The organism is Leifsonia poae, from assembly GCF_050632865.1.
In the GTDB taxonomy this organism is placed as follows: domain Bacteria; phylum Actinomycetota; class Actinomycetes; order Actinomycetales; family Microbacteriaceae; genus Leifsonia; species Leifsonia poae_B.
In genome coordinates, this window is the sequence record NZ_JBODSA010000001.1 from 56,017 (window position 1) to 70,692 (window position 14,676).

Sequence of the window (14,676 nt, forward strand, 5' to 3'; positions counted from 1 at the left end):
TTTCCTTCAGCGTCGTCGGTGATTTGTTGTTTCAATAAACTTATACCGCACGCAGGCGCGCGGCGCGAGGGGAAGGCTCAGACGGCACCCACGGTAGCCGTCTCGGCCTCCGACGTCACCAGGCGGGCGTCCGCGGCGGTGACCTCGTGGACAGGGCCGGCGATCGTCAGCGCGGCCGACGTCTCGCGGACGTCGCACGAGGGGCCGACCCATAGCTCCACGGCGCCGGGCTCCACGATGCGGCGGAACGACGGGTCCGAGAACGCGAGCCGAGTGGTCGGCACGGCGAACCGCACCACCGCCTCCTCGCCGGGCTGCAGCTCGATGCGGCGGTAGCCGAGCAGCTGCGCCACCGGACGCGTCACGCTGGCGTGCACATCCCGCGCGTACAGCTGGACGAGGTCGGTCGCCGCGCGCTCTCCGGTGTTCCGGATGCGCACGCTGGCGGAGAACGTGCCGCCGGCGGCGACCTCCGCGTCGACGGTCAGCTCGGACCGCTCGAACGTCGTGTACGAGAGCCCGTGGCCGAATGGCAGCACCGGGGTGCTGTCCGCGCTCGTGATCTCGTTCGGTCCGCCGAGGATCGGGTGGAGGTACGAGTACGGCTGCGCGCCCGCCGAGCGGGGAGGGACACCGGCAGATGTCCGGACGGCGCGACCCGGCCGGAGAGGACCGCCGCGATGGCGCGGCCACCCTCCTCGCCCGGGAAGAATGCTTGCATTACGGCCGCGGGGGCGGTCACGCCCTCGACGGCCCAGCCGATCGCGTACGGTCGGCCGGAGAGCACCACGAGCACGACGGGCGTGCCGGTCGCGACGACCCGCTCGACCAGCTCGCGCTGGATGCCCGGCAGCTCCAGGCTCTCCACGTCGTTGCCCTCGCCGACCGTCCCGCGGCCGAACAGGCCCGCGCGGTCGCCGACGATCACGACGGCGACGTCGGCGCTGCTCGCGGCGGCCACGGCGGCCGGGATGCCCGAGCGGTCGTCTCCCTCCACGTCGCAGCCGCGCTCGTGCACCACCTCGGCACCGGTGAACTCGCCGCGGACCGCCTCCAGCACCGACGGCAGCTCGAAGCCGAGCGGCACCTCGGGGTGGTGCGCGAGCACGTGGTTGGCGAACGAGTAGCAGCCCATCAGGGCCTCGGGCGCGTCGGCGTTCGGGCCGAGCACGGCGATCCGGCGGGGGGCCGACGCCAGCGGCAGCGTGCCGTCGTTCGTCAGCAGCACCAACGACTCCTCGGCCAGGCGCAGCGCCGCATCCCGGTGGGCGGGCGTGTCAAGGTCGATGGAGGTCGGCGGCGAGTCGAACGTCTCGTCCAGCAGCCCCAGCTCCTCCTTCTGCGCCAGCACGCGCAGTACAGCACGGTCGACCAGCGCCTCGTCCGTCTCACCCGAGCGGATGCGCTCCACCAGCGGCTCGAGGAACGCGTCGCCGGTGGGCAGTTCGACGTCGATTCCGGCGGCGAGGGCCAGGGCGGCCGCCTCGCCGAGGTCGGCCGCGACGCCGTGCATGGTGTGCAGGAAGGCGACCGAGAAGTAGTCGGAGACGACCGTCCCGTCGAACCCCCACTCGTCGCGGAGGATCCCCGTGAGGTATTCGGGAGACGCACCCACCGGCACGCCGTCGATCTCCGCGTACGAGTTCATGACCGAGCGCACCCCGCCATCCCGCACCGCCATCTCGAACGGCTGCAGGAGGGTGTCGCGCACCTCGCGAGGACCGGCGTGCACCGGCGCGTGGTTGCGCCCGGCCTGCGACGCCGAGTAGCCGACGAAGTGCTTCAGCGTCGCGTGGACGCCCGCGCCCTGCAGGCCGCGGACGTAGGCGGTGCCCAGCGTTCCGACGACGTACGGGTCCTCGGCGATGCACTCGTCCACCCGGCCCCAGCGCGGGTCGCGGATCACGTCGAGCACCGGGGCGAGGCCCTGGTGGATGCCGAGCTCGCGCATCGAGAGCCCGATCAGCCCGGCCATCTCCTCCACCAGCTCCGGGTCGAAGGACGCGCCCCACGCCAGCGGCGTCGGGAACGTCGCCGCCTTCCAGGCCGCGAGCCCGGTGAGGCATTCCTCGTGCACCAGGGCGGGGATGCCCAGACGGGTCTCCTCCTTCAGCCGGCGCTGCTCCGACCACAGCCACGCGGCGCGCTCCGCCGGGTCGACCGGGCGCGTTCCGTAGACGCGGGTGAGCTGGCCGAGGCCGTGCTCGGTGGCGTCCGCGTAGGCTCCCGGGTTGCCCATCTCGCCGGCCATCGGGGCGACCAGCTCGTCGCCCTTGTCGACCCAGTACCCGACGAGCTGCGCCAGCTTCTCCTCGAGGGTCATCTCGGTGAGCAGCGCGCGCACCCGCTCGGAGGGCGCAGAAGGATGGAGGGATTCGGTCATGTCGGATCTCACTTCTAAGCGGAGCGGGCGGTCAGCCCTTGACGGCGCCGGTCAGGCCGCCGACGATGCGGCGCTCGAACAGGCTGAAGAACACCAGCGCCGGGATCATGGACAGGGAGGTGAAGGCCAGGACCTTCGCCGTGTCCTGCGAGTACTGCGACGAGAACGCCTGCACTCCCAGCGGCAGGGTGAACGTCGCCTCGTTGTTCAGGAGGAAGAGCGGCAGCAGGTAGCTGTTCCAGCTCGCGATGAAGGCCAGGATGCCGACGGTGATCACGCCCGGGAGCGAGAGCCGGAGCACCATCCGCCAGAAGAAGCCGAGCCGGCTGCAACCGTCGATGAACGCGGCCTCCTCGATCTCGTCCGGGATGGCCCGCAGGAACGGGACCAGGATGATGATCGTCGTCGGCAGGGCGAACGCGATCTGCGGCAGGATGACGCCGCCGAGCGAGTTCATCAGGCCGAGGTTGCGCACCACGATGTAGAGCGGGGTGATCGCGACGGTGATGGGGAACATCAGGCCGGCCGCGAACAGCGCGTAGAGGAACCCGCGCCCGCGGAACTTGTAGCGGGCCAGGACGTAGCTCGCCATCAGGCCGAGCACGATCACTCCGAGCGTGGTCACCAGCGCGACGATCGTCGAGTTGCCGACCTCCTGCCAGAAGGTGCTGCCGCTGAGGACGCTCAGGTAGTTCTGGACGTTCCACGGGTTGGGGAACCCGGCCGGGTCGACCGTGATCTGCGAGTTGGTGCGGAAGCCGCCGAGCACGATGTACGCGATCGGCACGAGCATCAGGGCGATGACGACGAGCGCCACGAAGTAGATGATCGGCGAGCCCCAGGGGAGGCCCTTCTCTTTGCGCCGGGTCGTGCCCGGGAGCGTGGGCTCGGGAGTGGCGGTGAGGGTCGTCATCGTCCCTTCCTTTCTGCGCGCTGCGCCTTCCGGCTGTCGCCGGTGATGGCGCCCGCGGTGTCGCGCCGGAGCACGAACCGCTGGTAGACGAGTGCGACGATGAGCGAGATCAGGAAGATCACGACGGCGACGGCGTTGCCGTAACCGAAGTTGCCCGCGTTGCGGCCGTTCGCGACCATGTACGTCGCCATGGTGGAGGTGCCGGCCGTCGATGCGACGTACTGGCCCCAGATGATGTAGACGAGGTCGAACAGCTGGAGCGCCCCGATGATCGAGAGGAACGCCCAGATGCGGAGCGTCGGGCCGAGCAGCGGCAGCGTGATGCGGCGCTGGATCTGCCAGTACGACGCGCCGTCCAGTGCAGCGGCCTCGTACAGCTCCTCCGGGATGCCCTGGAGGCCGGCGAGGAAGAGGATGACGGCGAAGCCGACGTACTTCCAGGTCAGGATGCCCATCAGCGTCCAGATCGCCAGGCTCGGGTCGGAGAGCCAGTCGTGGACGAGGAAGTCGAGGCCGAGGTTCTTGAGCATGCCGTTCAGCGCGCCGTTGGTGGCGAGCATCAGGCTCCAGCCCGTGCCGACCACGACCTCGGCGATCACGTAGGGCACGAAGATCAGGACGCGGATGATCGACTGGCCGCGCATCTTGCGGTTGAGCAGCAGCGCCAGCAGGACCGCGATCGGACCCTGCAGCACGATCGACATCACGACGATGAATGCGTTGTGCGCCAACGCTTGCTGGAACGCCGAGTCGGTCAGGATGGTGACGTAGTTCTGGAGGCCGACGAAGTCGGTCGGGGTCCCGTAGCCCGCCCAGCGGAAGAAGCCGTAGTAGGCCGCCATCACGACCGGGGCGATCACGAAGCCCAGGAAGACGATGACCGCGGGTCCGGCCAGGAGAGCGATCTCCAGGCGTCCGGACCAGCGGCCCTTGCGGGGGCGGCGCTGGCGCGACGGGGGCGACGCGATCGCGTCGCCCCCGCCGTGCTGCGCGAGACCCGCGGCCGGCTGGACGCCGGTGGTGTTCTCGCGGATGTTGGTCACGAGCTAACCTGCCTCAGCCCTTCTTGGCGGCGTCGTTGGCCGCCTGGATGAGCTGCTTCGGGTCGCTCTTGCCGGCGAGCATGTCGACGACCGCGACGTTCAGCGCGTTGCCGACGTTCTGGCCGAGGACCGTGTCCAGCCACTGCGAGACGTACGGGGCCGCGTTGTAGGCCTTGAGCACGTCCTTCAGGTAGGGCTCGGTGACAACCTTCTGCGCCTCGGAGTTCACCGGCGGGGCGTTGAAGGCCTTGTAGTAGGCCTCCTGCTGGTCCGTCTTGGCGACGAAGTTCAGGAAGTCGGCGCACTCCTTGGGGGCCTTGACCGAGCACGAGTACCCGTCGACGCCGCCCATGATGGAGCCAGGCTCGCCCTTGCCGCCCGGAACCTCCGGGAAGGGGTAGAAGCCCAGGTCCGGCAGCGGCTTCTGGTCAGGCGTGAGGGACGCGATCACTCCCGGGTCCCAGGCGCCCATGAGCTCCATCGCGGCCTTGTGGTTCGCGACGAGGCCGGCCGAGCTGCCCGCGCCCTGCTGGGCGGAGGTGGTGAGGAAGCCGTCATTGAAGGGCTTGGTGTCGGAGAACTTCTGCAGGTCCTCTGCGGCCTTCAGCCAGCAGCCGTCCGAGAACGACTTCGAGTCGGCCGTCTTCTCCATGGTGGAGCCGGCGCACTCGCGCAGCGCGAACCAGTAGAACCAGTGCGCGGCGGGCCAGGCGTCCTTCGCGCCGAGCGCGATGGGGGCGACGCCGGTCGCCTTGAGCTTGGTCACGTCCTCGTTGAGGTCGCTGATCGTCTTGGGAGCGTCGCTGATCCCCGCGGCCTTGAAGAGATCCTGGCTGTAGAAGAGACCGCCCGGGAGCACGGCGATGGGCATGGCCCACACCTTGTCCTGGTAGGTCTCCGCCTTGAACGAGCCTTCGGAGATGTTCTTCTTGGTCTCGGACGACACCTTGTCGGTGATGTCCATGAGCTGGCCGGCGTTGACCATGGCCGCCATCTTGCCGCCGCCTCGCTGCAGGAAGATGTCGGGGGCGTCGCCGGAGTTCAGCGCGGTCTGGAGCTTGCCGTCGAGGTCTTCGTTCTGGATGGACTGGACCTTGATGGTGACGTTGGGGTTCGCCTTCTCGAAAGCGGCGACGGCGTTCTTCCAGAACTCCTGGCCGGGGCCGGTGGTGGAGTTCTGCCAGAGGGTCATGTTGACCTTGCCGTTGCTGCTGGAGCTGTCGGAGCCGCCGCTGCACCCGGTGAGGGCGAGCGCGCCGGCCATCACGACGGCGGCCCCGGTGAGGAGCTTGGTGCCTTTCATGTGATTCCAACCTGTTCTCTTCGTTGAGGTGGGGACGTTCGGAAGTGTCGCAAGTGCATGCGACGGTGTCAAACGTTTTCGAAAACCTTTTCTAACGCTATGCTCGACGCTCATGGGACGACGTCCGACCATCAACGATGTGGCCGAGGCGGCCGGTGTTTCGGTCGCCACGGTCTCGAAGGCTGTGAACGGTCGGTACGGCGTCGCCGTCGAGACGGTCGAGCGCGTTCTGCAGGTCGTGCAGGAGCTAGGGTACGAATCCAGCCTGGTCGCGAGCAGTATGCGGTCACGCCGGACGGGCGTGATCGGCGTGCTGGTCGCAGACTTCGAACCGTTCTCCGCCGAGATCCTGAAGGGCGTCGGCGCGGCCCTCCACGACTCCCGCTACGACCTGCTCGCCTACAGCGGCTCGCGGCAGCCGTCGAGCGAAGGGTGGGAGCGCCGCTCGCTGAGCCGGCTGAGCGGCACGCTCATCGACGGCGTCATCATGGTGACCCCGACCGTGGTGAGCGCGAACGCGGACGTGCCGATGGTCGCCATCGACCCGCACACCGGCCGGGCCGACGTGCCGACGGTGGAGTCGGACAGCTTCGGCGGCGCGCGCAACGCGATCGCCTTCCTGATCGGGCTGGGCCACCGGCGGATCGCATTCGTCGCCGGACGCCCGGACCTGCGGTCGTCGAGCCTGCGCGACGCCGGCTACCGGCGTGCGCTGGGGGAGGCAGGCATCACGTTCGACCCGTCGCTCGTCGCGGTGGGCCGGTACGAGCACGACACCGTGAAGGAGGTCGCGCTGCCCCTCCTGGCGCGGCCCGACCGGCCGACGGCGGTGTTCGCGGCGAACGACATCTCCGCGATCGCGGTCATGGAGGTGGCGGCGGAGCTCGGCCTGGATGTGCCGCGCGACCTGTCCGTCGTCGGCTTCGACGACATCCCGGAGGCGTCGCAGTACAGCCCGCCGCTCACCACGGTGCGCCAGCCCATGCAGAGCCTGGGCGCGGCGGCCGCCGACCTGCTGATCGCCCTCATGAACGGCGAGACCCCCGAGCGCACCCACCTGCGCCTTCCGACGCGCCTCGTGCGCCGAGCGACCACCGCCCCGCCCGCCTGACCTGCGGGGTCAGGCGCCGAAGCGCGCGGCCAGCCAAGCCGCCTGCGCGCGCCACTGCAGGTGACCGCCGCCCTCGTGGTCGTTGAACGGGTACACCTCGATGGCCCGGTCCTCCGCCGCGAGGTGGTTGTACGCGGCGAACGTCGTCGACGGCGGCACCACCGTGTCCATCAGCGCCACCGAGAACAGCGACGGCACGTGGATGCGGCGGGCGAAGTTCACGCCGTCGAAGTACGACACCGTGCGAAACACGTCCGCGATCTCGTCGCGGTGCACGGACAGGTACGTGGCGATCTCCTGGTACGGGCCGCCGACTGCGACCTCGACGCCGCGGCGGAAGGCGCAGAGGAACGCGACGTCCGGCATCGCAGCGGCCACGCCGTCCGACAGCGCCGCCGCCGCGAGTGCGATGCCGCCGCCCTGGCTGCCGCCGGTCACGGCGATCCGCGACGCGTCGACGAAGGGCAGCTCGCGCACCGCGTCGACCGCGCGCACCGCGTCGGTGAACACGCGGCGGTAGTAGTACGTCTCGGGCGAGTGGATGCCGCGGGTCATCACCCCGGGCGTCGCCGGGCCCGAGCCATGCGGGTCGGGGGTGTCGCCGCCGCTGCCCCATCCGCTGCCCTGGCCGCGCGTGTCCACGAACACGTGCACGTACCCCGCGAGCGCCCACGAGACGTTCTCGCCGGCGAGGCCGCGGCCGCCGCCGTAACCCTGGAACTGCACCACCGCCGGGAGCGGGCCGTCCGCCTGCAGGGGACGCGACACCCACGCGCGTACCGGCTCGCCGCCGAAACCGGGGAACACCAGGTCGTCGACGACGAGCTGTGTCACCGGCGTCTCGGCCGGCGTCAGTTCGGGCACCCCGCCCGCCGCGCGCGCTTCGGCGATGGTGCGCGCCCAGAACGCGTCGAAGTCGGCGGGCTCCTCGACCTCCGGGCGGAAGGTCAGCAGTTCGGCGTGGGACAGGTCGGTGAGCGGCATCGGTCTCGCTTTCGGCGCGGTTTTCCGGGACGGGCCGACGGCGGCGGGGTACACCCGGCGCAGGTCGGCGTGGCCGTCATTGTGGCACACCGCGACGACGCCACCGCTAAGGCCGACGAGCGGATGTGCGACAGTGGCACCATGCCCGAGCCCACCCGACCGACGCTGGAGGCGATCGCCCGCGAGGCGTCCGTGTCGCTCTCCACCGTGTCCAAGGTGCTCAACGGTCGACCCGGCGTGGCGGCCGCGACGAGGCGGCTGGTCGAGGACCTGCTGCACGACTCCGGCTACGCCCGCCGCGGGGTGGATGCGGAGCGCGGCGAGACCGTCGAACTCGTGCTCGAGAACCTGGCGAGCGAGTGGTCGGTCGAGGTGATCCGCGGCGTGGAGCGGGTGGCCCGGGAGGCGGGGCTCGCGATGACGCTGTCCACGATCGGCGATTACCACGCGGCCGGTGACGACCTCATCACCGGGGTGCTGCGGCGCAAGCCGGTCGCAGTGGTCCTGCAGTTCTCGAACCTCACGGCCGATCACCGGCGGCAGTTGCGGGCGCGCAACATCCCGTTCGTCGTCGTGGACCCGGCGGGCGACCCACCGCCGGACGTGCCCGCGATCGGTGCGACGAACTGGGCGGGCGGGCTGGCCGCGACCCGGCACCTGGTCGCGCTCGGGCACGAACGCATCGCGTCGATCGGCGGCCCGGCCGACCTGCTGTGCTCGCGGGCCCGGGTGGCCGGGTACCAGGCGGCGCTGCAGGAGGCCGGACTCCCGGTCCCCGCGCCGGTCGAGTCGGCGGGGTTCTCGCGCGCGGACGGCGAACGGGAGGGGCGCCGTCTGCTCGGCGTAGCCCCCGCGGATCGCCCCACCGCGATCGTCTGCGCCAACGACATGCAGGCCCTCGGCGTGTACGACGCGGCGTTCGCGCTCGGCCTCGATGTGCCGGCCGACGTGTCCGTCGTCGGCTTCGACGACGCGCCGTCGGCGTCCTGGGCGCGTCCGCCGCTCACGACCATCCGGCAGCCGCTGCAGGAGATGGCGGAGGAGGCCGCACGGCTGGCGCTGCGCCTGCGGGCGGGGGCCGCCGAGAGCACGCGGCTGGAGCTCGCCACCAGTCTGATCGAGCGCGGGTCGACGGCGCCGCCGCGCGGTTGAACGAAAGTTTTCCAACCTCCCGCAGAAACTTGCTCCCGTTCGCGAGACCGCTTTAGCGTCGCTGAGGGATCCACGGGAGGAAGGCCGACGATGACCGACGACACACCCCAGCTCCGGGTCGCCATGATCGGCTACGGCTTCATGGGCGCCGCGCACTCGCAGGGCTGGCGGACCGCACCGCGGTTCTTCGACCTCCCCGCCGAACCGGTGATGGAGGTGATCGTCGGGCGCGACGCCGCCCGGGTCGAGGATGCGCGCCGCCGCTTCGGCTGGCAGCGCGCCGCAACCGACTGGCGCGAGGTCGTCGCCGACCCCGCCATCGACATCGTCGACATCTGCACGCCGGGCGACAGCCACGCCGAGATCGCCATCGCCGCACTCGCCGCGGGCAAGCACGTCCTGTGCGAGAAGCCGCTCGCCAACACGGTCGCCGAGGCTGAGGCGATGACCGAGGCGGCCGAAGGTGCCGCCGCGCGCGGCATCCGGTCGATGGTCGGCTTCAGCTACCGCCGCGTTCCCGCGATCGGCGTGGCCCGGCGGCTGGTGCAGGACGGACGGCTCGGCCAGATCCGCCAGGTGCGGGCGCTCTACCTGCAGGACTGGCTGCGCGACGAGGACGGCCCGATGACGTGGCGCCTCGACAAGGCCGCCGCCGGCTCCGGCTCGCTCGGCGACATCGGCGCCCACGCCGTCGACCTCGTCGAATACCTCACCGGCTCGCGGCTGGCGGGTGTCTCCGGGACGCTCGCGACCTTCGTCGAGGAGCGTCCGCTGCTGGGCGAGACGGTCGGGCTGTCCGGCACCGCCTCCGCGGAGCGCGGGCGGGTCACCGTGGACGACGCCGCCTGGTTCACCGCCCGACTCGATGGCGGTGCCGCGGCCGGTGCCATCGGCGCCTTCGAGGCGACCCGCTACGCGACCGGCCGCAAGAACGCGCTCCGGATCGAGCTCAGCGGCTCGCGCGGTGCCATCGCCTTCGACCTGGAGTCGATGAACGAGCTGGAGTTCTACGACGCGACCGCCCCGGCCGGCGAGCAGGGGTTCGTGCGGATCATCGCCACCGAGCCCGAGCATCCCTACATGGCCAACTGGTGGCCCACCGGACACGCCATCGGCTACGAGCACGCCTTCAGCCACGAGGTGGTCGACTTCGTCACCGCCATCGCGGCCGGAGAGGACCCCGAGCCGTCGTTCGCCGACGGCCTCCACATCCAGCGCGTCCTGGACGCCGTCGAACGCAGCGCGGCTGCCGGCAGCGCGTGGACCCCCATCCCCTGATCGACGAACCCCGACCCACGAAGGAAGCATGAGCAAGCACGCACTGATCGTCCGCGGCGGCTGGGACGGGCACATGCCCGTCGAGACCACCGACCTGTTCGTCCCGTTCCTCCGCGACAACGGCTTCGAGGTCCGGGTCGAGGAGGGCACGGGCGTCTACGCCGACGAGGAGTACCTGACCGGCGTGGACCTGATCGTCCAGGTCAACACCATGAACACCATCGAGGACGCGGAGTTCCGCGGACTCCGCAACGCCGTCCTGAACGGGACCGGCATGGCGGGCTGGCACGGCGGCATCGCCGACGCGTACCGCAACAACGCGGACTACCTCCACATGATCGGCGGCCAGTTCGCCCACCACGCGGGCAAGGACCCGGCCGAGCGGGTGGGCGACCAGAGCGACAACTACATCCCCTACACCGTGCACATCACCGATTACGGCAAGACGCATCCCATCACCGAGGGCATCGAGGACTTCGACCTCGTGACGGAGCAGTACTGGGTGCTGAGCGACGAGTACAACGACGTGCTCGCCACCACGACACAGGAGGTCCGGCCCTGGGATGCCTGGAACCGCCCGGTGACCTCGCCGGCGATCTGGACCCGCCAGTGGGGAAGGGTCGCATCTTCGTCTCCGCTCCCGGCCATCGGCTCGAGATCGTCGAGAGCCGTCCCGTCCGCACCATCATCGAGAGGGGGCTGCTGTGGGCCGCCCGCTGAACGTCGGCGTCGTCGGCGTCGGAGTGATCAGCAAGCAGTACTTCGAGGACCTTCCGCAGCTGCCGAACCTGACGCTGACCGCCGTCGCCGACCTCGACCTGGACCGCGCATCCGTCGTCGCCGCCGAGCAGGGCGTCGAAGCGCTCTCGGTCGACGCCCTGCTCGCCGACCCGCGGGTCGACGTCGTTCTCAATCTGACCATCCCCGCCGCGCACGCCGAGGTCGCACTCCGCGCGCTCGATGCGGGCAAGCATGTCTACGGGGAGAAGCCGCTCGCGCTGTCCACCGCCGAGGCTGCGCCGATCCTGGAGCGGGCGGCGGCACGCGGGCTGCGTGTCGGCAGCGCGCCGGATACGGTTCTCGGCACCGGCATCCAGACGTCGCGCGCGCTGCTCGACGAGGGCGCGATCGGCGACCCGGTCGCGGCGGCAGTCCACTGGAGCGCTCCGGGGCACGAGCTGTGGCATCCGGCTCCCGCGTTCTACTACCAGCCGGGCGGCGGGCCGCTGTTCGACATGGGCCCCTACTACCTGACCAGCCTGGTGACGTTCTTCGGGCCGGTCGTCCGCGTCTCCGGCGCCACCGGGCGCTCGACGCGGGAGCGCCGGATCGCGACCGGACCGCTCGCCGGCTCGGTGGTGCCCGTCGACGTGGACACGCACGTCACCGCGATCCTCGAGCACGCGTCCGGCGTCATCTCCACCGTGACCGTCTCGTTCGAGGTGTGGGCGTCGCGCTCCCCGAAGTTCGAGGTCTACGGCACCGCAGGGACCCTGGCGGTCCCGGACCCGAACATGTTCTCGGACACCGTGCAGCTCGCCACGGCCGACGAGCGCGACTTCCGCGACGTGGAGCCCGTGGCCGGGTACGCCGACGCCGGACGCGGGTATGGCCTGGCCGACCTGGCGCGCGCGATCGAGACAGATCGGCCCGCCCGGGCCTCCGGGGAGCTGGCGTTCCACGTGCTCGAGATCATGGAGTCGGTGCTGCGCGCGGGTGCGACGCACGAGGTCGTGGAGCTGTCGTCGACGGTCGAGCGCCCGGCGCCGGTGCCGCACGGCGCGCGCCCCGAGACGTGGTGACGGGCCGGCGCCGACCGTCGCGCCGGTAGGGTTGCCTGCGACATGGACGGCAGGACGAGCCCGGGGACGAACCTCGACACGGTGCGGCGGCACAACCTCGCGGCCGTACTCGGGCTGGTGCACCGGGAGGGTCCGCTCGCCCGCTCGGCTCTGACCCAGGCGACCGGGCTCAACCGGTCGACGGTCGGGGCGCTGGTCGGCGAGCTGACCGCGCTGGGACTCGTCCGTGAGCGCGAGCCCGCGTCCAGCAACCGCGTCGGGCGTCCCTCGCCGGTGGTCGAAGCGGACGGGCGGGTGGTCGCTCTCGCGATCAACCCCGAGATCGACGCCGTGACCGTCGGCGTGGTGGGTTTGGATGCCACCGTGCGCCGCCGCCTGCGCTACCCGACGGGCCGCATCCCGACCGCCGCCGAGGCCGTCGAGATCGTGACCGCCGCGATCGCCCAGCTGCGCCCGGAGCTGACCGCCGCGAGTCGACTGGTCGGCATCGGCGTGGCCGTCCCCGGCCTCGTTCGCGAGGAGGACGGGATGGTGCGGCTCGCTCCGCACCTGGGCTGGGTCGACGAGCCGTTCGCCGCGGAGCTGTCCGCCGCGACCGGCCTGCCCGTCCACGCGGCGAACGACGCCAACCTCGGCGCCGACGCCGAGCGTTTGTTCGGCGCGGGCGCGGCGCGAGCGACCTGGTGTACCTCAACGGCGGCGCATCCGGCATCGGCGCGGGCGTCATCGCGGGCGGCCGGCCGCTGACGGGCATCAGCGGGTATGCGGGCGAACTCGGGCACACCCTGGTGAATTCCGCGGGCGTCCGTTGCCATTGCGGCGCGGTCGGGTGTCTGGAGACCGAGGTGAGCCAGCGTGCGCTGCTCCGGGTGCTCGGCCTGGAGGCGGCGGACGCCGACGAACTGGAGCGGGCACTGGATGACGCGCTCGCCGCGGGGGACCCTGCCGTGCATGCCGAGGTCGATCGCCAAATCGGGTTCCTCGCCGTCGCGCTGCGGAACGCCACGAATATCTTCGCGCCGGAGCTGATCGTGCTCGGCGGATTCCTCGGTGCCCTGCACGCGCTCGATCCCGAGCGGCTGCCGCGGCTGGTGGGGGAGCAGGCGCTCGCTGCGAGCGCGGAGCGGCTGTCGATCGTGCGGGCGGCGCTCGGCTCCGACATCCTCATGATCGGAGCCGCGGAGCGCGCGTTCGGTCCGCTGCTCGCGTCGCCCGCCTCCTGACCTCTTCGTCGCGGCGAACGTGCCCGGAATGCATTGCATGCGCACGTTCACATTCGGCGCCCGGCCGGGTATAACATAGGACTTGCCCGACGGCTCGAATCGATTCGAAGCCCGGGTCTTCCGCACCGCGTCCGTGACGCGGTGCTCTCTTCTCCTGCGTCCGATGGCGGGCGCGCGCCTTTCCGCCCCCAGACTCGCCAAGGACTTTCTCGTGACCACCGTCGTGCATCCCGGAGACTCGCTCTCCGGCCGCCAGCGCCTCGCCTACATCCTCATCCTGGGCGCCCTGACGGCACTCGGACCGTTCACGATCGACACCTACCTGCCGGCGCTTCCGACACTCCAGAACGATTTCCAGGTCTCCACCGCGGCCATCCAGCTCACGCTGACCGCGACCACGATCGGCTTCGGCGTCGGCCAGCTGCTCGTCGGCCCGTGGTCGGACAAGATCGGCCGACGCACGCCGCTCATGGTCGCGACCGGAGTGCACATCATCGCGTGTCTCGCGGCCGCGATCGCTCCCAACGTCGAGCTGCTGGGCGTCGCCCGCGCCCTGCAGGGCATCGGCGCGGCGGCCGGCGGTGTCGTCGCGATGGCGATGGTCCGCGACCTGTTCGGCGGGCGACCGCTGGTCCGGATGCTGAGCCGGCTCGCGCTGGTGAACGGCCTGGCGCCGGTGCTCGCGCCGGTGATCGGATCCTGGCTGCTGCTCGTCATGCCGTGGCGCGGCATCTTCGTCGTGCTCGCCGTCTACGGCCTGTTCGTCGTCACCTGCGTGGCTCTCTGGATCGTTGAGACGCTGCCGAAGGCGCGCCGCCACGACGCCGGCCACTCGACCGTCGGCCAGCGCTACAAGAACGTGCTGAGCGACCGTCTCTTCGTCGGCATCGCGATCGTCGGCGCCGCCAACTTCACCGGCCTGTTCTCGTACCTGTCGTCGAGCTCGTTCATCTTCCAGGACATCTACAAGTTCAACGCGCAGGAGTACGGCCTGCTGTTCGCGGTCAACTCGATCGGCATCATCATCGGCGTGCAGTCGGCGGCGCGCCTGACCAAGTACGTCGGCCCCCAGTGGATCCTCGCCTGCTCCACCATCGTCATGTTCGTGGCGTCCGTCACGATCGTCGTCCTCGACCAGGCGCACGTCGGTCTGTGGGGCATCGTCATCCCGCTGTGGTTCTTCATCGCGGCGTGCGGCTTCGGCTTCCCGTGCGTCCAGGTGCTGGCGCTGAACGGCCACGGCGCGGAGGCGGGCACGGCGGCGAGCCTGCTCGGCGCGCTCAACTTCGGCATCGCGGGTATCGTCTCCCCGGTCGTCGGCATCCTGGGCGTCGGCAGCGCCGCGCCGATGGCCACGGTCATGGCGATCTGCGCGCTGATCTCGATCGCGTCCCTGTGGATCGTGGTGCGGCCGCGTACGGTTCCAGAACTCGCGCACTGAGCCGTCCCTAGGCGGCGCATGCCGCGGCGGGTACGTTGTCGTG

The 14,676-nt window shown here is 70.8% G+C and carries 9 protein-coding genes and 3 pseudogenes; 7 read left to right on the top strand and 5 right to left on the bottom strand.

Features of this window, described 5'->3' with window-relative positions; all coding sequences use genetic code 11:
- Positions 1–77 precede the first annotated feature (77 nt).
- The 4 genes and pseudogenes from ACRAWB_RS00290 to ACRAWB_RS00305 form a co-directional block, all read right to left on the bottom strand.
- Positions 78–2,383 (bottom strand): annotated as a pseudogene (locus ACRAWB_RS00290) (beta-glucosidase).
- A 31-nt stretch (positions 2,384–2,414) separates the two neighbouring features.
- On the bottom strand, positions 2,415–3,296 hold the full coding sequence (locus ACRAWB_RS00295) for a carbohydrate ABC transporter permease (protein ID WP_431351539.1): 882 nt from the start codon (positions 3,294–3,296) through the stop codon (positions 2,415–2,417).
- Positions 3,293–4,339, bottom strand: coding sequence for a carbohydrate ABC transporter permease (locus tag ACRAWB_RS00300; protein ID WP_431351540.1), 1,047 nt, complete (start codon positions 4,337–4,339; stop codon positions 3,293–3,295). Before ACRAWB_RS00300 ends, ACRAWB_RS00295 begins: the two co-directional genes overlap by 4 nt.
- A gap of 13 nt (positions 4,340–4,352) precedes the next feature.
- Positions 4,353–5,642, bottom strand: coding sequence for an extracellular solute-binding protein (locus ACRAWB_RS00305; RefSeq protein WP_431351541.1), 1,290 nt, complete (start codon positions 5,640–5,642; stop codon positions 4,353–4,355).
- A gap of 112 nt (positions 5,643–5,754) precedes the next feature.
- On the opposite strand from ACRAWB_RS00305, the gene ACRAWB_RS00310 reads away from it, so the two are divergent.
- Positions 5,755–6,753: a LacI family DNA-binding transcriptional regulator gene (locus ACRAWB_RS00310; RefSeq protein WP_431351542.1), complete on the top strand. Its 999-nt coding sequence runs from the start codon at positions 5,755–5,757 to the stop codon at positions 6,751–6,753.
- A 9-nt stretch (positions 6,754–6,762) separates the two neighbouring features.
- Here the strand turns inward: ACRAWB_RS00310 and ACRAWB_RS00315 are convergent, their stop codons facing one another.
- Complete coding sequence (locus tag ACRAWB_RS00315) at positions 6,763–7,737, bottom strand: acetylxylan esterase (RefSeq protein ID WP_431351543.1); 975 nt, start codon at positions 7,735–7,737, stop codon at positions 6,763–6,765.
- Positions 7,738–7,878: 141 nt separating this feature from the next.
- Here ACRAWB_RS00315 and ACRAWB_RS00320 point away from each other — a divergent pair, with 141 nt between their 5' ends.
- From ACRAWB_RS00320 to ACRAWB_RS00345, 6 genes and pseudogenes are all read left to right on the top strand, one after another.
- A complete protein-coding gene (locus ACRAWB_RS00320; RefSeq protein WP_431351544.1) occupies positions 7,879–8,889 on the top strand; it encodes a LacI family DNA-binding transcriptional regulator in 1,011 nt (336 codons plus the stop codon).
- 90 nt (positions 8,890–8,979) lie between these two features.
- Entirely contained in the window at positions 8,980–10,167 is a 1,188-nt protein-coding gene (locus tag ACRAWB_RS00325; protein ID WP_431351545.1) for a Gfo/Idh/MocA family protein, read from the top strand.
- A 28-nt stretch (positions 10,168–10,195) separates the two neighbouring features.
- Positions 10,196–10,887: pseudogene (locus ACRAWB_RS00330) on the top strand (ThuA domain-containing protein).
- Positions 10,872–11,969, top strand: coding sequence for a Gfo/Idh/MocA family protein (locus ACRAWB_RS00335; protein ID WP_431351546.1), 1,098 nt, complete (start codon positions 10,872–10,874; stop codon positions 11,967–11,969). Before ACRAWB_RS00330 ends, ACRAWB_RS00335 begins: the two are co-directional and overlap by 16 nt.
- 42 nt (positions 11,970–12,011) lie before the next feature.
- Positions 12,012–13,192: pseudogene (locus ACRAWB_RS00340) on the top strand (ROK family transcriptional regulator).
- Between the two features lie 163 nt (positions 13,193–13,355).
- Positions 13,356–14,633, top strand: coding sequence for a multidrug effflux MFS transporter (locus tag ACRAWB_RS00345; RefSeq protein ID WP_431351547.1), 1,278 nt, complete (start codon positions 13,356–13,358; stop codon positions 14,631–14,633).
- Positions 14,634–14,676: the final 43 nt, after the last annotated feature.